Origin of the sequence: Plantactinospora sp. ZYX-F-223, assembly GCF_039649625.1 — a bacterium.
Lineage (GTDB): Bacteria > Actinomycetota > Actinomycetes > Mycobacteriales > Micromonosporaceae > Plantactinospora.
Genome location: NZ_JBDJAV010000017.1, coordinates 1 through 18565, shown reverse-complemented (window position 1 = coordinate 18565; position 18565 = coordinate 1). Strand labels below are relative to the sequence as shown.

Here is an 18565-nt window from a genome sequence, read left to right as displayed (position 1 = left end):
GACTACTCTCTGTTGTCAAGACCGCCTCAGTCGTGGCTCTGACGCAGTTATTGGATGCTGTTGGTGATTTTGGGTTGTGGGGAGTGCGTCGGGCGGTGCTGCCGCTTCCAGTTGTCGGTTCCGCCTGAAAACTGGCTCTGGCACAGATTCTGGATGCTGTTGGTGATCTTGGTGTCAGTCGTCGGCCGGGGCGCGGAAGAGTTGTTGCAGGCGGCTTCGTGGTCGTCGGCGTTGGTTGGGCCGGTGTTGACCGAGTCGGATGATGTTGGTGCCGGCGGCGGTGAGGACGTGCTGGACGTGGGTCTTCGCGAGCCCTCGGTACCGGCAGTGGCGTAGGCCGTGCGCGTGGACGGTTTCGGAGACGGTGGCCTCGCATCCGGCGCGTAGGGCGTAGCGCCGTTTCCACTCGGGGGTCTGTTGTAGCGCCCGAGCCCGGGTTTGGATCTTCTGCAGGGGTTCGGGTAGTAGGAGCAGGTGTCGGCCTTTGCCGTTGACGTTGCCGGTGCATTGCTGCCGGGCGGTGCAGGCGCGGCAGTCCGCCCGCCTGAACAGCACCGACAGTCGCGGCTTCCCATCCGCCACCGTGGCTTTCCACCGCGGGCTGACCGTTCCTTGCGGGCACCTCGGTTTCGCCCTGCCAGTCGACGTGGAAGTCCTCCTTGGCGAAGCCGGGTCGGTCACTGGCGCGCGGGTCCTGACGGACCGGCCCGACAACGGTTATCGCATTAGTGGTCGACGCCCGGTGAACCGTTTCGGGCGTGACGTAGCCGCTGTCGAGATAGTGTTCCGCCGGCGTGATGCGCTGCTCGGCCAGCGCGGTGTGGATCGCCTCGACGACATCGACGTCCTGTTCCGGAGCCGGGGTTGTCACAACATGCACGATGAGGTTCGGTCGCTCCTCGTCACAGGTCTCGGTCTGGTGGTCCTTGTAGCCGACCCATTCGACCTTGCCCGGCTTGTGGCTGAACCGCGCCTGCGGATCATGCGGCGACACGACCTCCACCCGAGACCACGGCACTCGAGCAGGCTCCGCATCATCATCGGCCGCCGAGGTGCCGGACCGGCGCCGCTGCGTTCCTTCCCGGCTCTTGCGAGCTCGGGACAGCTTCGCCTCCCGCCACCGCAGCTGTCCGGACTCGTCATACCAGTACTGCTGGACCCAGACCTGACGCAGCACCTCGACAGCGCCCACAGGCGGGCCACCTGTGGGCGCCGTCGAACCGTAGACGGCCCGCAGCAAGGCAATGCCGTCAGCGCCGACCTGCTCCACGTACTGCCGCACCGCAGCCGTACCAGTCGGCTGGCGCTCGTGACGCGCTGACCGGCCGTACCGTTCGGCCCAGTCCGGCGCCAGGACCCCGGCCAGCCACACCTCGTCCAGCTTGGCCAGGGCCTCCAACGAAGCGCGCATCGTCTCCGCGACCAACTCCACCCGGGAAAGCCGGCGAACCCGAGCAGTCTCCACCGGAACAGCCGAACCCGAACCACGACCCACCGACATCCCGCTATTCCAGCATCGAGACGCCTCCGGCTCGGGCAGCGACGCACCCAGACCGATCACCCAACCAAGATCACCAACAGCATCCAAAATGCGTGCCAGAGCCAGAATTGGGGCGGCGTTGACAACCGAAACCGTCACCGTCCTACGCACCCACCGCGCCCAACAGAACCGCGAACGCCTCGCCGCCGGCACCACCTGGGCCAAGACCGGACTCGTCTTCACCACCCCCACCGGCGGACGGCTCCACCCCGCCGATTTCACCGACCACTTCCACCACCTCGCCACCCAAGCCGGACTACCACCCATCCGACTCCACGACCTCCGCCACGGCGCCGCCACCATGGGCCTCGCCGCCGGCGTCAGATGAAAGTCATCTCCAACCGACTCCGCCACTCCAGCCCACACTTCACCGCCAAGTTCTACGGCGACGTCCTACCCGAAATCTCACACGCCGCCGCCGAAACCACCGCGTCAGTCGTCCCGCGACGGCGTGGCTCGACGACAAGGCCGGCGTAGACCGGTACGACCCGCGCATGCGGTCATCACCCAGATTCTCCAGGCCCTCTCGAAGGACGGCGCCACGGTGTGTGGCGCGCTCGTGCGCCACACACCGTGGCGATCCACGGCTGCGCCGACTTGGGCATCTTCGCCAGCCCGGTGCGCAGGTAGCGGGGCCGGCAGCGCTGCCACGACGCACCGGGCAGGGCCGCGCCGATGGCGGCCTCGAGGCTGGCGTGGGCATCGGACATGATCGGACGCACCCCCGGTCAGACCGCAGGCGGTTAGCGACGTTCGGAACGCGAGCCAGCCGGCTCCGCCCTCGTCGAAGGACGACATCCAGGCCCAACACTTCGCGCCCGCCGTCGGCGTTGACCCGGACCTCGATCAGGCCATGGACGTTGACGGTTCCTTACGAGAAATCCTGTAGCTGGTATTTCATTGTTTTGCACTGAGTTCTTTTCATCGTGGGTGTCGGCTGATCTGGACGTGATGTAGGACGAGGATGGCCTGGACGATCGCGGTGGTGCGTTGTGGGCAGCACCGAAGTTTGGCCAAGATCTTCCAGCCTTTGAGGGTGGCGACGGCACGTTCGCCGACGGCCCGGATCTTGGCGTGGTGGCGGTTGACGGTCTTCTGCCGGCGGGACAGTCGGGGCCGGTGCGGACGGCGTTTGAACGGCGTGCGGACGCTGCCGCCGGCGCCCTGGTACGCCTTGTCGGCGAAGGTCATGACGTTCGCGTTGGTCAGGGCGTCGATCAGGCCGTGGGTGCGGGCGGCGGTCAGATCGTGCACCGCGCCGGGCAACGCGGGCGAGGCCCAGATCAGGCGTCCGGCGCAGTCGGCGATGACTTGCACGTTGACCCCGTGGCGCTTGTGCTTTCCGGAGTAGTACGGTCTCTGGTCCGCGACCCGGTCGATCGGGATGAGGGTGCCGTCGAGAATCGCGTAGGCGAGACGGCCGATGCGCCGTATGGCGGCGTTCAGGTCCTCGGCATGCGCGGCGAGCAGATCAACGGCTTCCCGGACGTACCGCCAAGCCGTCGTTGTGCTGACCGCGAAGCCGCAGGCCAGGCGGGTGATGGTATCGCCGTTGCGGAGATGGGCCAGGGCGAGCAGCGCCTGCCGGCCGGCGTCGAGGCGCCACCACCGCCCGCGACGCCGAGTGCGTTCGGCGCGGATGAGGTCGGCCAGGTGGTTCAGGGTATGGCTGGACAGCGCGATCGTGGACGGGTAAGACAGCACAGCGAGGCTCCCGGTTGGGGCATCTGATCTTGGTCGACTGCTGTCCTACCGGGAGCCTCGTCCTATGTCGACACCGGCTTGCCGTACCCACCGTGACCAGCGCCATCACGATGAAAATGCTTCACTGAATGAGTGGCCGCAATACTGGACGCGGCTCGGCTGCAGCAGTTGAAGGAGCGCTCGCAGAGTCTGGAGCCTTCAAGTCGTGCAAGGCCGGGCTTGGACACGGCGGCCTCCTTCCAGGTCAACTGCCCGTCATAAGCCCGGTCCGTCGTAGTCCTCGGCGATGGGGGAGTCGTAGAACTCGATCGGGGTGTTGCCGCCGGCGTAGATCGCCTCGCGAACGGCGGGCTTCGTCAGGTCGAGCACGCGCATGTTGCCGTTGACTCTGCTCAGCGCTTCGATCCGGTGGAACGACGCACCGTGGTCCTCGGCGAACTTCGCGAGCCCTTGCAGCTTCTCCGTCGAGTCGCCCAGGTGGTGACCGTGCGGGTCGACGATCGACGGGAAGACCTTGCCGTTCACTTCGCTGAAGAAGATGAAGTCCGGATGCATCGAATGCCAGTCGCCGCTGCCGTCTCGGTACGCGATCCCAAGCGAGTCCGTCGCCTGACGCGGCGGGTTGCGATACCACGCGACAGATCGCTTCAGCTCGGCGAAGATCACTTCGCGCTCCCAGTCGTTCAGCTTCGTTATCGGCACCTGCCCGTGCTCGTCGGACATCAGGTGCTTGGGCGCCAACGGCGCCCGCGCCAACTGCCCGGTCTTTTCGTCCACCTCGACGTAGTCCTCGATCCGTGTCTTCGGCCGCCCGAGCGACGTCACTTGCGGCTCGACCGCCAGCGCCCGGATGTCTTCGTACTCGGACTGCCGGTCGTCACGCAGGCTCTTGATGTCCACGCGGTGCTCGGCGAACAACGTGTTCGCGATCTCGTTCGCCCGCGCGTCGATCCGTTCGCGGATCTCCGGGACGGTCGCCAGCGCTGCGGCTCGGATGAACGCGTCGCGCAGGTCGTCGTCCTCGCCGTCTTCGCCCACCAGGTGGTCCACGTACATCGACGCGATGTCCGAGCCGAACGCCTTGCGGGCGTCCTGGAACGCGGCTCGGATCGCCCGCTCGTCGGCCTGTTCGATGACGTCCGCGTACGCGATGTTGCCTTTACCGAGTCGGCCGGAAATTTGCTGCAGCCGAACAGCGAGCACCTCCGCCGTCGATGCCTTCACCTTGGACGCAAACTCGACGTTCGCCCCGTCGAGCGCCGCGTGGATTAGCCCGGCGACTTCCTTCACCGCCCCGGGACGCACACCGTCGGTGGCCAGCGCGTGGGCGAGCGAGGCGAGCCGCTTCACCGGGGCAGCACCCCGCTGCGGGACGGTCATCGTAGGGATCGAATCCCACACTGGCCAGACGAAGTCCACCGCAGCGTTCGGCAGCAGCTTGCACTCTTCGATGATCGCCTTTCGGCCCGAACCGTCCGGGACTCCGTCGATCTTGCCGGTCAGGTACTTCACGACGTTGCCGGCCATCGTCCGGTCGAAGAACGGCAGGATGCAGTCGACCGAGTTGAGCACCTCGTCGCCGGGCACGCGGCGGGCGAGCGGGTTACGAACCATCCGGCCGAGCAACTGGGTGATGTGCGTGTGCTCGCGCGCCGGGCGGAAGGACACGAGCACCTCGGCCCGCGGGCAGTCCCAGCCGGTCGAGATGGCGTCCTTGGCGATCAGGATCCGAATATGCGTCTTGTCCTCGACCGTCTGGGGCTCGACCCAGTCGACGTCGTGCGCACCGAATCGCTGGGGAGTGTGCTCGCCGAACACGTGCCGGATGCACCCGGCAGGCAGTGCCGGGAACTCGTCGAAGATGACGTCGATCGCCTCGCCGATCTTGTCGTGGTCCGGCGTGGCCGGCGCCTGCAGGATCAGCAGCGGCCGGACGACGTCCGGCAGACCCTGGTCGGCGCAGTACCTCTCCCACCGCTCGCTCGCCTCGCGGAACTTCTTCGCCGCTCGGCGCACGAGGACCAGGTCGATCGCCTGGGCCTCGGCGGGGATCTCCAGGACGACCGTGTCTTTGACGAGGCCGGACTCCTGCACTTGGAACCCGTCAACCTCGATCGGCGGCAGCGCCCGGCGTACGTCGGACGAGTCCGCTTCGGTCATCGCGTCGCGGAACTGCTCGATCGTCGCCGAGATGCCCCAGACGATCGGGATCGGTGGGTGGCCGGAGTGGCCGTTGACGAGCTTGCGGACGGTGGTCGGTTTGTCGGACGCACTGCGGTCGGCGCGGAACCCACGGTGCGCCTCGTCAAGGATCAGGTACACGGTCGTGTCCGGGTCGTTGACCGTGTTGGCGATCGTCTCCCAGATCGTCCACCCCTGCATGTCCGGCTGGGCCGCGTCATGCAGACCGGGAAGGACTTCGCCCTCCTGCACCTCGACGTGACCGCGGGTGAGCAGCGAGTTCTTCGTCAGCTTGCCGGTGTTGAGGAAGTACACCTTGCCCGGGTCGAGCCGCGGCTTGGCGAACGGCGGTTCGATGACGACGAGATCGGACGACTCGATCTTGTCGGACGCCTCCATCAACCGGAACCGCGACTGCTCGTTCAGGTCCGGGCTGTAGGAGAACCAGATGACGACGGCGCCCGGGTCGGCCTCGAACTCGAACGTCTCGTTGCCGTAGAACAGAGCTTCGATGACCGCGGCGGCCATCACCGTCTTGCCGGCACCGGTCGTCGCGGACAGGGACACGGACGTCGGGACGTTCTCGCGCTCGTACACGTTTTTCGCCCGCTCCAGCGAGCTGAGCATCGCCGCGACGGCGTCGGCTTGGTACGGCTTGAGGGTGAATTTCATCGCGCAGCCCGCCCTGCTTCGATCTCGAAGTTGCGCAGGTACGCCTCGTACAAGCGAACCGGCTCGACGTGCGCAGGGAGCCGGCGCACCATTGCCTCGAAAAGGCGGTCTTCGTCGGTGACGATAAACGCGTGTGTGACGCTCGGTGCGTCCTCCATCGCCTTTAGGAACTGCTCCGACTGGTCGAGATCAGCGATCACGCCGTACGCCTCCGCAACGTCCCATCCAGTCGAGATGTCGTCGATCCGCCTTCCGCGCGAGCCTGCGTTCAACCACAGGAAGGGAGCAATTTTCCCGAACTCGCGGTTCGTTGAAACCCGCAGCGGCGCCTCGTACGTCAACGTGAAGAACTCAACATTCTCCTCCAGACCACCAGATATTGGAAGGCCGTTGAGAAATCTGTAATCGCCGGCAACCGACGCGCCCTCGGGCGTCCTTCCGGTAACTGCGGCGACGAGCCGCGGCTTCGTAATGTACTCACATATGCCGAGCGCCTCCCAATCCGAATCTCCCGGGCGCAGTCCGCGTGCAAGTAGGGTTGCCTGCTCGCTGGCCGAGACCTCGTTATTTGTTACCATAATGGAACGTCGAGATCCGCCATCTTCGCGGTTAAGAAGCATCAAGGCATGCGCAGTAGTCGCTGATCCGGCGAAATAGTCGACCACAAGCGCGTCGGGGCGGTTGCCAACAGCGATTCGCAACGCATCGACGACCGAGTACAGAGATTTAGGGAATGGGAAATCCCTGCCGGGCAGTAGCTTCTTTAGAAGACCACTTCCGTGCTCGCCGGCGCGGTGGGACATACGATTCCATACCGTCTTTGCGACGAGACTCGCGGCGGAGCTGCCGTCGCCCTCGACGACCACTACGTCGTTCTCGTCACGTCCGATGATCTTGATCTCGCCGCTGTCAATGCGAGCAACCTGTGCACGGCCCAGGTACGAGATACTGAATCGGTCATTCTTTGCATCATATGAGCCAACCTTGGCGTAACCCCGCGCTACCATGGCGCGGAAGGCGTCGGCCGAGACGCGCCACCGTCCTTCGTTCCCATTGGTGTTGAGCGGCCAAACTGTCACAAGACCCTTGCGATCAGGAACCGAATCCCGTTTAGCTTCGCGCGGAATAGGTTCGCCTACCTCGACGATTCTCTTGGTGGCGGGGTCAACAACTATTGGGTAGAATAGGTTTGGCCGATCCATACGCCGAGCGTTGGTTCCACCGCGGAGCAACCTTTCCCATCGAACTGATTGCGTGGCGTCTGTTGCTGCACGCTCAGTAAGCAAATCGTCGGCCGTTGGGGTGGGCCCAGCACTACCGAGAAAGACGAAGTAGGCATATTCCTCAACGCGTGCGAGCTCCTGCTTGCGTGCCTGTCCGAGCGGGTTGATCACGACCGTTACCATTTGGCGTACCGCGCCGGGAAACACCTGTTCGAGAAGTAGGCCCAGGCGAAGGTACTCCTTTTCATCGATAGTGACGATTAGTACGGAACTATCTGGGTTCAGTAGCTCCTTGGCAAGGATAAGGCGACGTTCCATGAACGCAAGCCATTTCGAATGGCGGTACAAGTCGTCGCCCTCGACATAGTTGTTGTTATACTTCCAGTCCCTCGCGCCGGTGTTGTACGGCGGGTCGATGTAGATGGCGTCGACCTTGCCGCGGTGCGTGAACAGCAGCGCCTGCAGCGCGTGGTAGTTCTCGGCGTTGATCACTGCGTGGTACGGCTTCTCCGCCTCACCTCGCTCGACCTTGCCGGTGGAGATGAGGCCCGGGTAGATCGGGTCGCGGAACTCGGCCACGACGACCAAGTCGTCCATCGCGGCCTCGGTGGTTTCGACACTGGCACCGCCTGCCACAACCACCGAACGGGTGAGCGTCGCGGTACCGGCCTTCCGGTCGACCGAAGCGACCCGCCACAGGATCTGGTTCTCGGCGGTTGGCGTCTCGCCGCGCGGAGGGAGGCGCCGCACCTTGTCGTTCTTGCGGACGGGCCGGCCAGGTAGCTCGACCGCTTCCGGGACGTGCCGCTCGAAGTTCAAGCCGAACGCGCGCCGTTCGGCTAGGGCGTCCGTCTCCCGTTTGAGGTCCGCGGCGAGGCGCTCGTCCTTCAGTGCGACTTGGCGCAGGAGTTCGGAGAGGCGAGACATGCAGTGAGTCTTTCGGATCGGTGATCAGACGGTGTAGGTGCCCCGGGCGAACGTGGCGAGGATGCGTTGGTGGGTTTGCCGCGGCAGCGTGCGGTTGCCCGGCTCTCCGAATGGAGTGCCAGGCATGGCCGGCGCCTCCTGCAGCATACGGTCCAGCCCGGCACGCGAGACGATCAGTAGCCCGTGGGTGGCGCGGGTGCACGTGACGGCCAGACGGCCGAACGACGAGTTGAACTCGTCGAGTTCCGAGGCCCCGGTGAGCGGGTGGACCGCGACCGTGATGCCGTCGGTCTGCCCTTGCCACGAGTCGACGGTGGAGGTGAGCAGGTCGGCTTCGGTGAGACCGTGCCGCTTGCGCAGCTGCTCGACAGCGTCGGCGGCGTCGTCCACCGTGGCGTTGCGGGTGGCGAGCACGGCGACGAGCGGATCGTTCGGCTCGTCCCCGGGTTTGGTAGTGATCGTCTTCCCGCTCGGTGTGCCGTCGCCGTTGTACTCGGTGGCGGCGAGCGAGAAGCCGGCTGAGAACAGGTCGTCGAGAAGCTGCTCGACGAACTGGACGAGGGGGAAGTCGACGTCCGGTGCTTCGGCGGGCGGCAGCCCGTCGACTTCCAGTAGCGTCGGTACGCCAGAGGCGACGGACTCCCACACGTCCTTCGCGACGCCGGTCAGTTTGCCGAGCTTGATCGACCGGTCGCCGGGCGCGGCGACGCAATTGAGGGAGCGCCACTCGGGGTAGAAGGCGCGCCACAGCCCGAGCTGCTCTCCCGTCGGGCGCCATACGGCGGGCAGTTCGGTGGCCCACGCGTGCTCGTCAGAAGAGTGGTTGTTCGGCCATGCGCGGTACGGGTTGTACCCGGAGTCGCCTCGCCAAGGGTTCTCGCCGATCTCGATCGGAGGCAGCTGCCCGACGTCGCCGACGCCGACGCGGATCGGGGCGACGTAGTTCAGCTTGTCGAAACGGTGGCTGGCCAGCTGCCAGGCTTCGTCGACGAACAGGACGTCGAACCGGTAGTCGCCGTGAAACGACGGGGTGAAGTGGTCTCTGACGATCTTGCGCGGCCCGATCTCGCCGAACATGTGCGACGTGGCGATCACGACGGGGGCGTCGGTCGGGATGGCGTTGCCGGAGTCGACAACGGTGGCGGCCGCCTTCACCGAGTCGGGAACGTCGTTGAAGCGGCCCTTCGACGACCAGAGGTAGACCTTGTCCTTGCCGATGGCGGTGCCGAGCGACTCGGCGAGCGGCCACAACTGGCGGTTCTGGAACGCGGTGACGGCGACCCGCAGGCACTGCGGCTGGACGGTTGCGTCCTGAACGAGTTGCTTGAGGACGTACGACTTGCCGGCTCCGGCAGCCGCCTTGAGCAGGATCGTCGTGATGTCGGACGAGCCGTTCAGCGCGTCGAGCAGCTGGCCTTTGGCGATCTTGGCGGCGGCTTCGTTCTCGGCGGCGGCCCGTGAGTGGTGGTAAGCGCTCGTGGCGACAGCGGTTGGCGGGGTGAAGACGATGGTCACGGCTACTCCACGTCGTCCATCGAGAGGTCTTCCGGCGGTGCGACGGCCGGTTCGGCTGCGGGATCGGGCAAGTCGTCGCCGACGGCGGCGACGTCAAAGGCGTCCGGGTCGACGATCGGCGGCCAGGTTTGTGGATTGAGCCGACCGGACGCTCGTCGGGCGGCGAGTTCGTCTGACCACTCGGCTTCCGAGACTTCGTGCGGCTTGCAGCAGTACTGGTGGCTCGCTGGGTCGTCGCCGTACGAGTCGGGGGTGCAGTCCGGCTTCGGGGCGGAGCGCTGGTCGACGCTCGGCCGTGGGACGTTCAGGAACGCGTCGCCGGTGTTCGTTGAAAACCATGCGAAATCGGCGACGATGAGTTCGTCGCCGACGGCTACGCCCGGGTCGTGGTGTGGGTCCCACTCGAACTGACGCGGGTCGGCCGAGATTTCGGCGACCGGACCGATCGCCATGTTCGAGATCTTGAACGAGCCCTTCTGGATCTTCACCGTGACGGCAGGCTTTTCCACGCACGGATCGCCGTTGACGTGCAGGGCGACGACTCGCGACTGGTCCCCGATGCACCGCGAGTCAACTTCGAGGAGGTATGGGGAGGTGCCGACAACGCGAGCGATGGCGACGCGTCGGTTGCCGGCGTCGACCGCGGCGTTCTCGGCGGCGAGCGGGCTGGTGAGGATCGTGAGCTGGTCGACGAAGAGCTTGTCCGCCTCCAGGAGGGGGACGTTGTCGTTGCGCCAAAAGCGCGACGTGCGGGTGAAGCGCACGAGGTCGAACGCGTGCAGGTCGAGGCGACGGCGCCACACGATCTGCGAGTCGCCCTCGACCTGGCGGACGGCGGCCCGCAGCTTTGACGGAGCGAACTCGGAGTCGAGCGCGGCGACGCACTTGTCGAACACGTCCGTCTTGTACGCCAGTTCGTCGCGCACGAGTGAGTCGTAAGCGGCGGGGTTGGCCGGGCGGGGCAGACCCGGCTTGTCGCCAGTGAACGCCTCGTGGATCGCGTTCGACTGGGGGGTGGTCAGTTGGGCGCCGACGGTGTGCGGCGACTTCTCGATGACCGAGCTGTGGGCGCGGAAGTCGATCGTCACTCTTCCGGAGATCGCCCACGGGTACAGGTAGTCGACACGCAGCGAGTTCACGGACGGTCCACCGGCGGTGACGAGGGCAGCCAGCGTGGCGCGCAGGTCGACGATCGGGATGCGGCACTTCATCGTCCGGGCCCGGTCCTGTTCGAGCAGGAACGACACGGCCGTCCGATCTTTCTCTGGCAGCCGCGGCGGGATGACGGCAGGCTCGCCGCCGAAGGTCAGCGCCGGACGGTCTTGGTCTTTGTCGCGCTGCCAGCGCAGGCGGGACAGTTCGGCGCCGGCGATGGAGTCCGCGATGCCGACGAGCAGATCGGCGGTGCCGGAGTCGGGGACGACGACGTGGATCGGTTCGGGGCTGGTCGTATTCGCTTTCACGGCACCAGACAGGGCGTCGAAAAGCTGCTTGCCAAGCAGCTTCATGATCTGGCGGCGAGTGGCATCGGAGTCGGGGTTGTCGAAGACGGTGACGTCCCACGCCCCCGCACCCTGGGCGGTGATGCGCTGTAAAGCAATGCCGTACACACCGAGCGTCGCACCGTCCGATTTCGCCATAACGACGTGGACGGTGCCAGACTGCCCGATCGGGTCGAGGCGCCGCTGCCGCGACTTCACGCCGACGCCGGAAAGAGTGGCCTCGATCATCGACCGGACGGAGGACGAGATCGGGCCGAGAGGGGTGGTCTTGTCGATCAAGCCTATCGCCTGCTGACGCATCTCCGGTTTCACGCCAAGCTCGATGAGCAGGTCGGCGGGGTCTTTCGACGACTGGAGTTCGTTTCGGCAGAAGATGAAGAGGTCGCATCCGGCGCACGAAGCAGGGTCGAAGTGAGCCGTGAGGTGGGCGAGGTGTTCGAGCGGGTCAATCGTCGTCGGGTCTGGGAACCGTGCCACCTCGTTCTGCCGTTCGACGACGCGCATACGGACTTCGTCGCGGTAGTCGGTGAGGTCTTCGATGACGGCGGTCGGATTCAGGGATGTGTTGCGCGGCACCGCGAGCACGCCGGAGGTGTGGACCTCCATACCAGCCGGCAGCTGCGACCACTGGGCGGCGGATTCGGCGCCGAGGGCGACCTGCAGGAATCCCTTCATTAGCTTCGCGTCGTCGATCTTTGCGCGCACGCGCTGGTAGTCCTTCGCGTCTCCGACGATCAACCACGACGAGTCGACCTCGCCATCGACGTTCTGGGGGCGCGGGGTGACGACAGCGAAATCCGGTCGGGTGGTGGTGGCGTCCACGCCATCGAGCCCGACGAACGGGACAGCGAGGTGATAGATCAGAGTGGCGCGGCCGTGGACGATTGCGTCCTTGTGAGCGGCGTCGAGCACGGCGGCGGTCTTGATTACGTTGACACCGGCGTCCCTGATGACGACGCCAGTCGGGCGAGCCAGGCCAAGGCCGCCAACGGCGGTCGTGACAACTTCGGAGGCGAATCGTTTGTCCTGAATAAGGCCTTCGAACGTCATCGCACGCATCCAGCGCAGCAGCGGGATGGCGCTCTCCGGGCCCTTCGAGTGGCCGACGTCCTGAGCGAGCCTCCGGCGGGTGACGCCCGTGACCAGCGGGTCTGTCCCACGGAATCGGGCGCACGAGGCGTGCGCCGACGCCGCCACTGCGCTGCTGGCCCCTCCGGACACGCTGCCTGGCATGGCCTAGATTCTGCCGCAAGCTAGCTGCAGAGGTTGAAGGGCTGACGTCTGCATCATCATGGCGGTTTGGCTTGAGGGTCATGCCGGTCTGGTCGAGGAAACCAGCGCGCTTTGAGTAGCTTGATCGGTCAAGCGTCGGGTTGTACGGCAGTCCTCATCGTACGCAGGGACGCGGTATGCGGGTGCTCGCCGGGTGCTCGCGCGCCGTGGACAGACGAGCATCCGGTGGTACACGGCGGCCCACAGGCAATGGACTGGTAGGGGATGTGGGACTACCAGCGCCGTGCGGGACCGATGAGCACGGCATGGACGGGGCTCTTAATCCGCGGGTTCGGGGTTCGAGTCCCTGGCGGCGCACCACCGATCGAGGCCCTGACCTGGGTTTCGTACCGGGTCCGGGCCTTTTTCATGTCCCGTGCCGTGGTCCGGGTGCTCGACGGGTGCTCGGGAGCCGTTGGACGGCCACTGCGGGCGTGGGACTTTCCGCCCCTGTTTTGGACAGGATCGGTGCGTGAGCGTTGGTGACCGGGTGGGCGTCTCCGGCCGTCAGCCCTGATGGTCGGCCGCCGAACGCGACTTGTGAACGAGCCGGACCGCTGTCTCGAAAGCCGCCGTCCAGGGGAAGACGCGCTGCCGGTCGTTGCCGCTTCCCGGTGGGTGAGGCTCCCAGCCGTCGTCTTCACCGAGCAGGATGGGTACGTGTTCGTGGCGAAGGTCGGTCACCGCGCGTTGGAAGGGCGCGCGGGCGGCCAGGGCGGCGTTGACGAACGGGACGATGACGGTCGGCACCTGGCGTCCGATCAGTTCGGCGACTGAGGTCATGGCGTAGTTGTCGGCGATGCCGAGGGCGATCTTGTTGATGGAGTTGTACGTGGCGGGGGCGATGACGAGCGCGTCGGCGCCGGGAAGCGTACGGCGAGTACCTGGAGACGACTGGTAGGTGGACCTGACCGGGTGCCCGCTCAACGACTCGATCGCTCGGGCGTCGATGAAGTCGATGGCGCTCGGCGTGGCGGTGACCGCCACCGTCCAGGAATTTCCCTTGGCGGTAGCGATCAGCATTGTGAGGTCTCCGGCGGGGCCAGCGCCGCAGACGACGATCTGTAGGTGACCGGCGGTCATACCGGTATCCCGACGCGGTGGGCGAACTCGACGACCGCGGTGCGGACGTGGCCCCGGCTGAGGGCTGCGAGGTCGCCGGCGATGCGCTGGACCGCTGGTCGGCACCGGAGTTCCTCGGGCGCCACGTCGTACGCGATGCGCAACGCCTTGAGGCCGTGCTCGTAGCGTCCCCACTGGGTGTAGGCCTGGGCTACGTCGACGAAGAGCGAGGCTTTGCGTTCGGCGAGGCGGATCTTGTCTAGTGGCACCTGCTGAGCGAGGGCGCCGCCTGGACCAACAGCACCGACACCCGCCCCTACTGGGGACTGCCGGTCAAGACCACCGACCCCAACGGCGCCGTCAACGAGATCGTCTACGACCCGCTCGGCCGGGTCGCGAAGGTATGGAACATCGGCTGGAGCCGTGCTGGCCGCGAGGACAGACCGTCGTCGGAGTTCATCTACTCCTTCGCCGCGTCTCGGGACGCCTACCCGTACATCCGCACCCGCACCCTGCACGCCGGCAACGGCTACCGCACCTCGTACCAGCTCTTCGACGGCCTCCTCCGCCCCCGCCAGGTGCAGACCACGGGCGTCAGCGGTGAACGCGCCGTGACCGAGACCCGCTACGACGAGGTAGGCCGGGCCGAGTTCACGTCGGCCCCATTTGCCCCATCCGGGCCACCGGACGGCGTCCTCTGGAGCGGCCCGCTAAACGCCATGCTTGCAGTGAACCAGACCATCTATGACAACGCGTCACGGCCGACCGACACGATCCTCCTCGGCCGCCACATCAACGGCGACGACAGTGTCATCCTGACTGAGAAGTGGCGGACCCACACGGACTACACCGGCGACACCGTCCGGGTCACGCCCCCATCTGGTGGCGTCTCGACCACCACCGTCAGCGACGCCCAGGGCCGCACCACCGAACTACGCCAGCACACCACCACCGACGGCGTCAACGGCCCCTACCAGGCGACCAGCTACACCTACAACCGCAAGGACCAACTGGTCGCGATCACCGACCCTGACAACAACGAGTGGATCTACACCTACGACGTCAAGGGCCGGCAGACCCAAGCCAACGACCCCGACAAGGGCATCACGGTCAGCACCTACAACGACTACAACGACCTCACCGAGACCCGCGCCGCCAACGGCAAAGCCATCAGCTACACCTACGACAAACTCGGCCGCAAAACCCACCAGTACGACAACAGCAACCCCGCCACGCCGAAACTGGCCGCCCGGTGGAAGTACGACAAGGTCGACATCCGCTTCGGCGGGCAGACCGTCCGCGGCCAGACCACGGAAGCCACCCGGTATGAACCGGCCGGCTCCACCAACGCCTACCAGCAGCTGTTCACCAACTTCACCGTGCGGAATCAGCCCGGTGGCGTCACCTACATCATCCCAGCGGCCGAGACTGGCCTGAACGCCAGTTGGTCGCTCGGCTACGGCTACTCCGAGTTCGACGGATCACCAATCAGCGTCAAGTACCCCACCGCCGGGGCCCTCGACAGTGAAGAAGTCATCACCTGATACGACCAGACCACCGGCCTGCCCACCGGTCTCGACACCACCATGACCGGCGACGGGACCTACGTCGACACCCAGGAATACACCGACTTCGACGAACCCACCATCACCACCAGAAAGACCGACGGCGGCGTCTACGTCAAAGAGGTCAACACATACGACCTCGTCACCCGACGACTCACTCGAACCACCATCCGCCCCGAATCGTCACCAGTACCGGTCTCCGACCGCAACTACGACTACGACCCGGCCGGCAACATCACCTCCATCGCCGACACCCCGCAAGCCGGCAGCAGCGACACCCAATGCTTCCGCTACGACACCCTGCAACGCCTCACCCGCGCCTGGACACCGAAACAGGGTGTCGCCTGCGACACCGATCCCACCGTCACCAACCTCGGCGGAGCGGCCCCCTACTGGCTCGACTGGACCTACGACAAGGTCGGCAACCGACGCACCGAGGTCTCCCACACCGCCGCAGGTAACACCACCCGCACCTACACCCTCCCCACCGGCGGCAAAGGCGTCCCACGCCCCCACGCCGTCACCTCCGTAACCACCGAAGCACCCGGACAACCACCCGTCGTCACCAACTACGGCTACGACGCCACCGGCAACACCACCTGCCGACCCGCCGGCACCACAGCCAACACCTGCCCACCCGACACCAACTCCCAACACCTCACCTGGGACTTCGAAGGCCACCTCGCCAGCGTCTCCGGCAACGCCACCACCGCCGGCAGCTACATCTACGACGCGAACGGCAACCGCCTCATCCGCCGCGACGCCACCGGCACCACCCTCTACCTCCCCGGCCACGAAATCCGCTACGAAGCCGGCGTCCGCACCCCCACCCGCTACTACACCTTCGCCGGCAAACTCGTCGCCTCCCGCACCCCCGCCGGCCTCACCTGGACCCACACCGACCACCAAGGCAGCCAACACACCACCATCCACCCCACCAGCCAGGCCGTCACCACCCGCCGACAAACCCCCTACGGCACCCCCCGCGGCCAAAACCCGATCTGGGCCAACCAGAAAGGCTTCGTCGGCGGCGACCAACACCCCACCGGACTCACCCACCTCGGCGCCCGCGAATACGACCCCACCCTCGGCAAATTCATCTCCGTCGACCCACTATTCGTTGCAGACGACCCCCGCCAACACAACGCCTACCAGTACGGCACCAACAACCCGATAACCCACAGCGACCCGAGCGGCCTCGGCCTCGTCTGTGGAGAAGGAGCCGGCTGCGCCGAAGGCAACGGCACCCACACACCCGACGACACCACACCCGGCAGTACCCACTCCTCGTCGAAAAGCATCGGCGACGTCATCAACGAACACGGATGCGACCCCTACGACCCCTGCCACACCGGATTCAGAAAAGGCAAGACCTTCTTGCAGCAGCCACTGTCGGATCAAATCGAGATCGTCAGAATGGCGATCTGCATCAACAACCGATCGCTGTGTAAGAAACTCCAAGAAATGGAGGACGCCCACAGTCGGGAAATCGCCAAGGCCGTCCTCCTTGAGCTGTCCGGGATCAACGACGCGAAAGACTGCGTCGCCGGCTCGGCAAGCGGCTGCATATGGACTGCGATAGGACTCATCCCCTGGGGCAAGTGGAAAGCGCTCAAAGGCCTCGATGATGTCGCCGACGCCGCTGATCTCGCCAAGAAGGCCTGCAGCTTTAGCGGCGACACCAAGATCCTCCTGGCCGACGGCAGCACCAAGGCCATCAAAGACATCAAAGTCGGGGACCTCGTCCTCGCCACCGACCCTGAAACAGGCGAACAGGGCCCACGCAGGGTCACCCACCTCTGGATACATCAAGATGTCGTGGTCAGCCTCAAACTCGCTGATGGTATTGCCGTTACTACCACCGAGGACCACCCCTTCTGGAACCACAGCGACCGGCAGTGGCAGGAAGCCCAGCACCTCGATCGCGGAGACCTGCTGTACACCAGCCATGCCGCGCCGGCAACCGTCGAGGGCATCGATTGGGAAAGTATTCGCCAAGACCTGGCGTACAACCTGACGGTCGCCGGCATCCACACGTACTACGTGATGGTTGGCAAGACGCCGGTCCTCGTGCACAACTCTTCGCCGGTCGGCGCATGTCCCGTAAACGGACTCCCGCATGGCAAGCTCGGGGAGGCTGCAAGCCTGCAGCGGTTGCAGAACGAGGGATATACTAATATCGTATCGGAGGTTCAGTTCCTGAACAGCAAGGGTAGGGATTTCCGGGCAGACTTTGTGGCGCAGGATGCGAATGGAAACTGGGTTGCGATCGAAGCTAAGACCGGTCGTGGTGCCGAAATCACTCCAGGGCAGGCTACCGGATATCCGGAGCTTGAATCGGTGGGGGTCATTGTTGATACGTCCAGGCTTGAGCAATTCGGTATCCCGAAAGGATCTGTTGTAACTATGCAAGTTGTTATAGACGCATGGACGTGTCCGGCATGCGGTTCCAGTCCCTACTAGCCGAGAGATTCGTCTCTGAGTTTGCCACGGAGGCGGCTCCGCTTGGGTGGCGTCGTACATATATGGACGACGAGCTGGTCATGTTCTCTAAGCAGATTCATGGCGACATCCACGCGGAGCTGGGGCTCGACATTATCGGGAAAGATTTCGGGTTGTCCTTGAATCCCGTATTGTCGGTCCGGCACACTGGCGTATCGAACCTCGTTGCACAATTCTACGGATTCGATCGTGGTCCCTCTGCGGTCGGGGCCTCCCTGTCGGACATTCTACGGGCGGCCGGGCAGGGAAGCGGAATTCTGTGGACGGTTGAAGAGCGAAGTGAGGTGCCTGCGGCAGTCGCAAAAATCCTGTCGGACGTCCATCAATACGGATCGTCGTTCTATTCACGACATTCATCCATTGCCGACCTCATCAAGGCATTGGAAGCAGCCGCCATCACCAGCCTGAACTCAGCGCAGCTCGCCGTCTCCTACATGGTTGCTGGTCAGATTCCCGAAGCATTGTCGATACTGCGACGCCTAGAGCACCTATCCGAGACGCAGCCAGCTTTACTGGCGCGGCAAACTGTTCGGTTCGTTTCGTCGTTCCGAGAGCATTTCAATGTCGAGGGGAAGTAGGTCGTTCTATGGATCAAAGGGTTAAGTGCTCGAATCCCTTCGGTCACGCTTTCTTGAGCAGGGGAAGATAGCTCACAGACGGCGACATGTACGGTGGTCTCGACGAGGCCACCGTGAAGCTTCCCCGTACTCGGCGTGTACTCAATATACATCCCGACCTGGCGGCTTTCTATGCGGAGTATCTGGTTGACCTTGGTTTGAAACTCGATCTCGATCCATGACCGAGATTCGTTTCTGCCTCGGTCACGGGCAGCCGGGCATGTGCCATACGGCACGTGGGCTTGACCCGATTCGACGGACAGGGTCGATAAGTTGATCTCAG

11 protein-coding genes and 3 pseudogenes are annotated in these 18565 nt (G+C 65.0%); 6 read left to right on the top strand and 8 right to left on the bottom strand.

The features are described from left to right. The first annotated feature begins 54 nt into the window (after nt 1-54). The 3 genes and pseudogenes from AAH979_RS18465 to AAH979_RS18455 form a co-directional block, all read left to right on the top strand. Nucleotides 55-336 (top strand): hypothetical protein, encoded by a 282-nt coding sequence (locus AAH979_RS18465; protein ID WP_346259358.1) that lies wholly within the window; start codon nt 55-57, stop codon nt 334-336. Between the two features lie 154 nt (nt 337-490). Further along, nucleotides 491-1321, top strand: coding sequence for a hypothetical protein (locus AAH979_RS18460; protein WP_346259357.1), 831 nt, complete (start codon nt 491-493; stop codon nt 1319-1321). Nucleotides 1322-1616: 295 nt separating this feature from the next. Then, a pseudogene (locus tag AAH979_RS18455) lies at nt 1617-2017 on the top strand (tyrosine-type recombinase/integrase); the annotation flags it as partial. A 92-nt stretch (nt 2018-2109) separates the two neighbouring features. Here the strand turns inward: AAH979_RS18455 and AAH979_RS18450 are convergent. The 8 genes and pseudogenes from AAH979_RS18450 to AAH979_RS18415 all read right to left on the bottom strand — a co-directional run. Continuing rightward, nucleotides 2110-2405 (bottom strand): annotated as a pseudogene (locus AAH979_RS18450) (transposase); the annotation flags it as partial. A 56-nt stretch (nt 2406-2461) separates the two neighbouring features. After that, a complete protein-coding gene (locus tag AAH979_RS18445; RefSeq protein ID WP_346259356.1) occupies nt 2462-3244 on the bottom strand; it encodes a transposase family protein in 783 nt (260 codons plus the stop codon). 255 nt (nt 3245-3499) lie between these two features. Further along, nucleotides 3500-6097 carry a DEAD/DEAH box helicase family protein gene (locus AAH979_RS18440; protein WP_346259355.1) on the bottom strand — a complete coding sequence of 866 codons (2598 nt, stop codon included), beginning with the start codon at nt 6095-6097 and terminating at the stop codon, nt 3500-3502. Next, on the bottom strand, nt 6094-8247 hold the full coding sequence (locus AAH979_RS18435; RefSeq protein WP_346259354.1) for a DNA methyltransferase: 2154 nt from the start codon (nt 8245-8247) through the stop codon (nt 6094-6096). Before AAH979_RS18435 ends, AAH979_RS18440 begins: the two co-directional genes overlap by 4 nt. Nucleotides 8248-8271: 24 nt before the next feature. Beyond that, on the bottom strand, nt 8272-9762 hold the full coding sequence (locus AAH979_RS18430) for a hypothetical protein (protein ID WP_346259353.1): 1491 nt from the start codon (nt 9760-9762) through the stop codon (nt 8272-8274). A 2-nt stretch (nt 9763-9764) separates the two neighbouring features. After that, on the bottom strand, nt 9765-12497 hold the full coding sequence (locus tag AAH979_RS18425; protein WP_346259352.1) for a hypothetical protein: 2733 nt from the start codon (nt 12495-12497) through the stop codon (nt 9765-9767). Nucleotides 12498-13043: 546 nt separating this feature from the next. Next, nucleotides 13044-13619 carry a flavoprotein gene (locus tag AAH979_RS18420; RefSeq protein ID WP_346259351.1) on the bottom strand — a complete coding sequence of 192 codons (576 nt, stop codon included), beginning with the start codon at nt 13617-13619 and terminating at the stop codon, nt 13044-13046. Further along, nucleotides 13616-13882, bottom strand: a pseudogene (locus AAH979_RS18415) (hypothetical protein); the annotation flags it as partial. The pseudogene AAH979_RS18415 and the gene AAH979_RS18420, both read right to left, overlap by 4 nt. A gap of 327 nt (nt 13883-14209) precedes the next feature. On the opposite strand from AAH979_RS18415, the gene AAH979_RS18410 reads away from it, so the two are divergent. The 3 genes from AAH979_RS18410 (at nt 14210) to AAH979_RS18400 (ending at nt 18243) form a co-directional block, all read left to right on the top strand. Beyond that, nucleotides 14210-15142 carry a hypothetical protein gene (locus AAH979_RS18410; protein ID WP_346259350.1) on the top strand — a complete coding sequence of 311 codons (933 nt, stop codon included), beginning with the start codon at nt 14210-14212 and terminating at the stop codon, nt 15140-15142. 42 nt (nt 15143-15184) lie between these two features. Continuing rightward, the gene (locus tag AAH979_RS18405) at nt 15185-17626 is read left to right on the top strand and encodes a polymorphic toxin-type HINT domain-containing protein (protein ID WP_346259349.1); all 2442 of its coding nucleotides are present in this window, start codon (nt 15185-15187) and stop codon (nt 17624-17626) included. Between the two features lie 62 nt (nt 17627-17688). Further along, the gene (locus AAH979_RS18400; RefSeq protein WP_346259348.1) at nt 17689-18243 is read left to right on the top strand and encodes a hypothetical protein; all 555 of its coding nucleotides are present in this window, start codon (nt 17689-17691) and stop codon (nt 18241-18243) included. Nucleotides 18244-18565: the final 322 nt, after the last annotated feature.

Coding starts and splice junctions, on each gene's coding strand:
- AAH979_RS18465 (WP_346259358.1), top strand. CDS start 55: ATGCTGTTGGTGATTTTGGGTTGTGGGGAGTGCGTCGGGCGGTGCTGC.
- AAH979_RS18440 (WP_346259355.1), bottom strand. CDS start 6,097: ATGAAATTCACCCTCAAGCCGTACCAAGCCGACGCCGTCGCGGCGATG.
- AAH979_RS18435 (WP_346259354.1), bottom strand. CDS start 8,247: ATGTCTCGCCTCTCCGAACTCCTGCGCCAAGTCGCACTGAAGGACGAG.
- AAH979_RS18425 (WP_346259352.1), bottom strand. CDS start 12,497: ATGCCAGGCAGCGTGTCCGGAGGGGCCAGCAGCGCAGTGGCGGCGTCG.
- AAH979_RS18420 (WP_346259351.1), bottom strand. CDS start 13,619: ATGACCGCCGGTCACCTACAGATCGTCGTCTGCGGCGCTGGCCCCGCC.
- AAH979_RS18405 (WP_346259349.1), top strand. CDS start 15,185: ATGACCGGCGACGGGACCTACGTCGACACCCAGGAATACACCGACTTC.
- AAH979_RS18400 (WP_346259348.1), top strand. CDS start 17,689: ATGGACGACGAGCTGGTCATGTTCTCTAAGCAGATTCATGGCGACATC.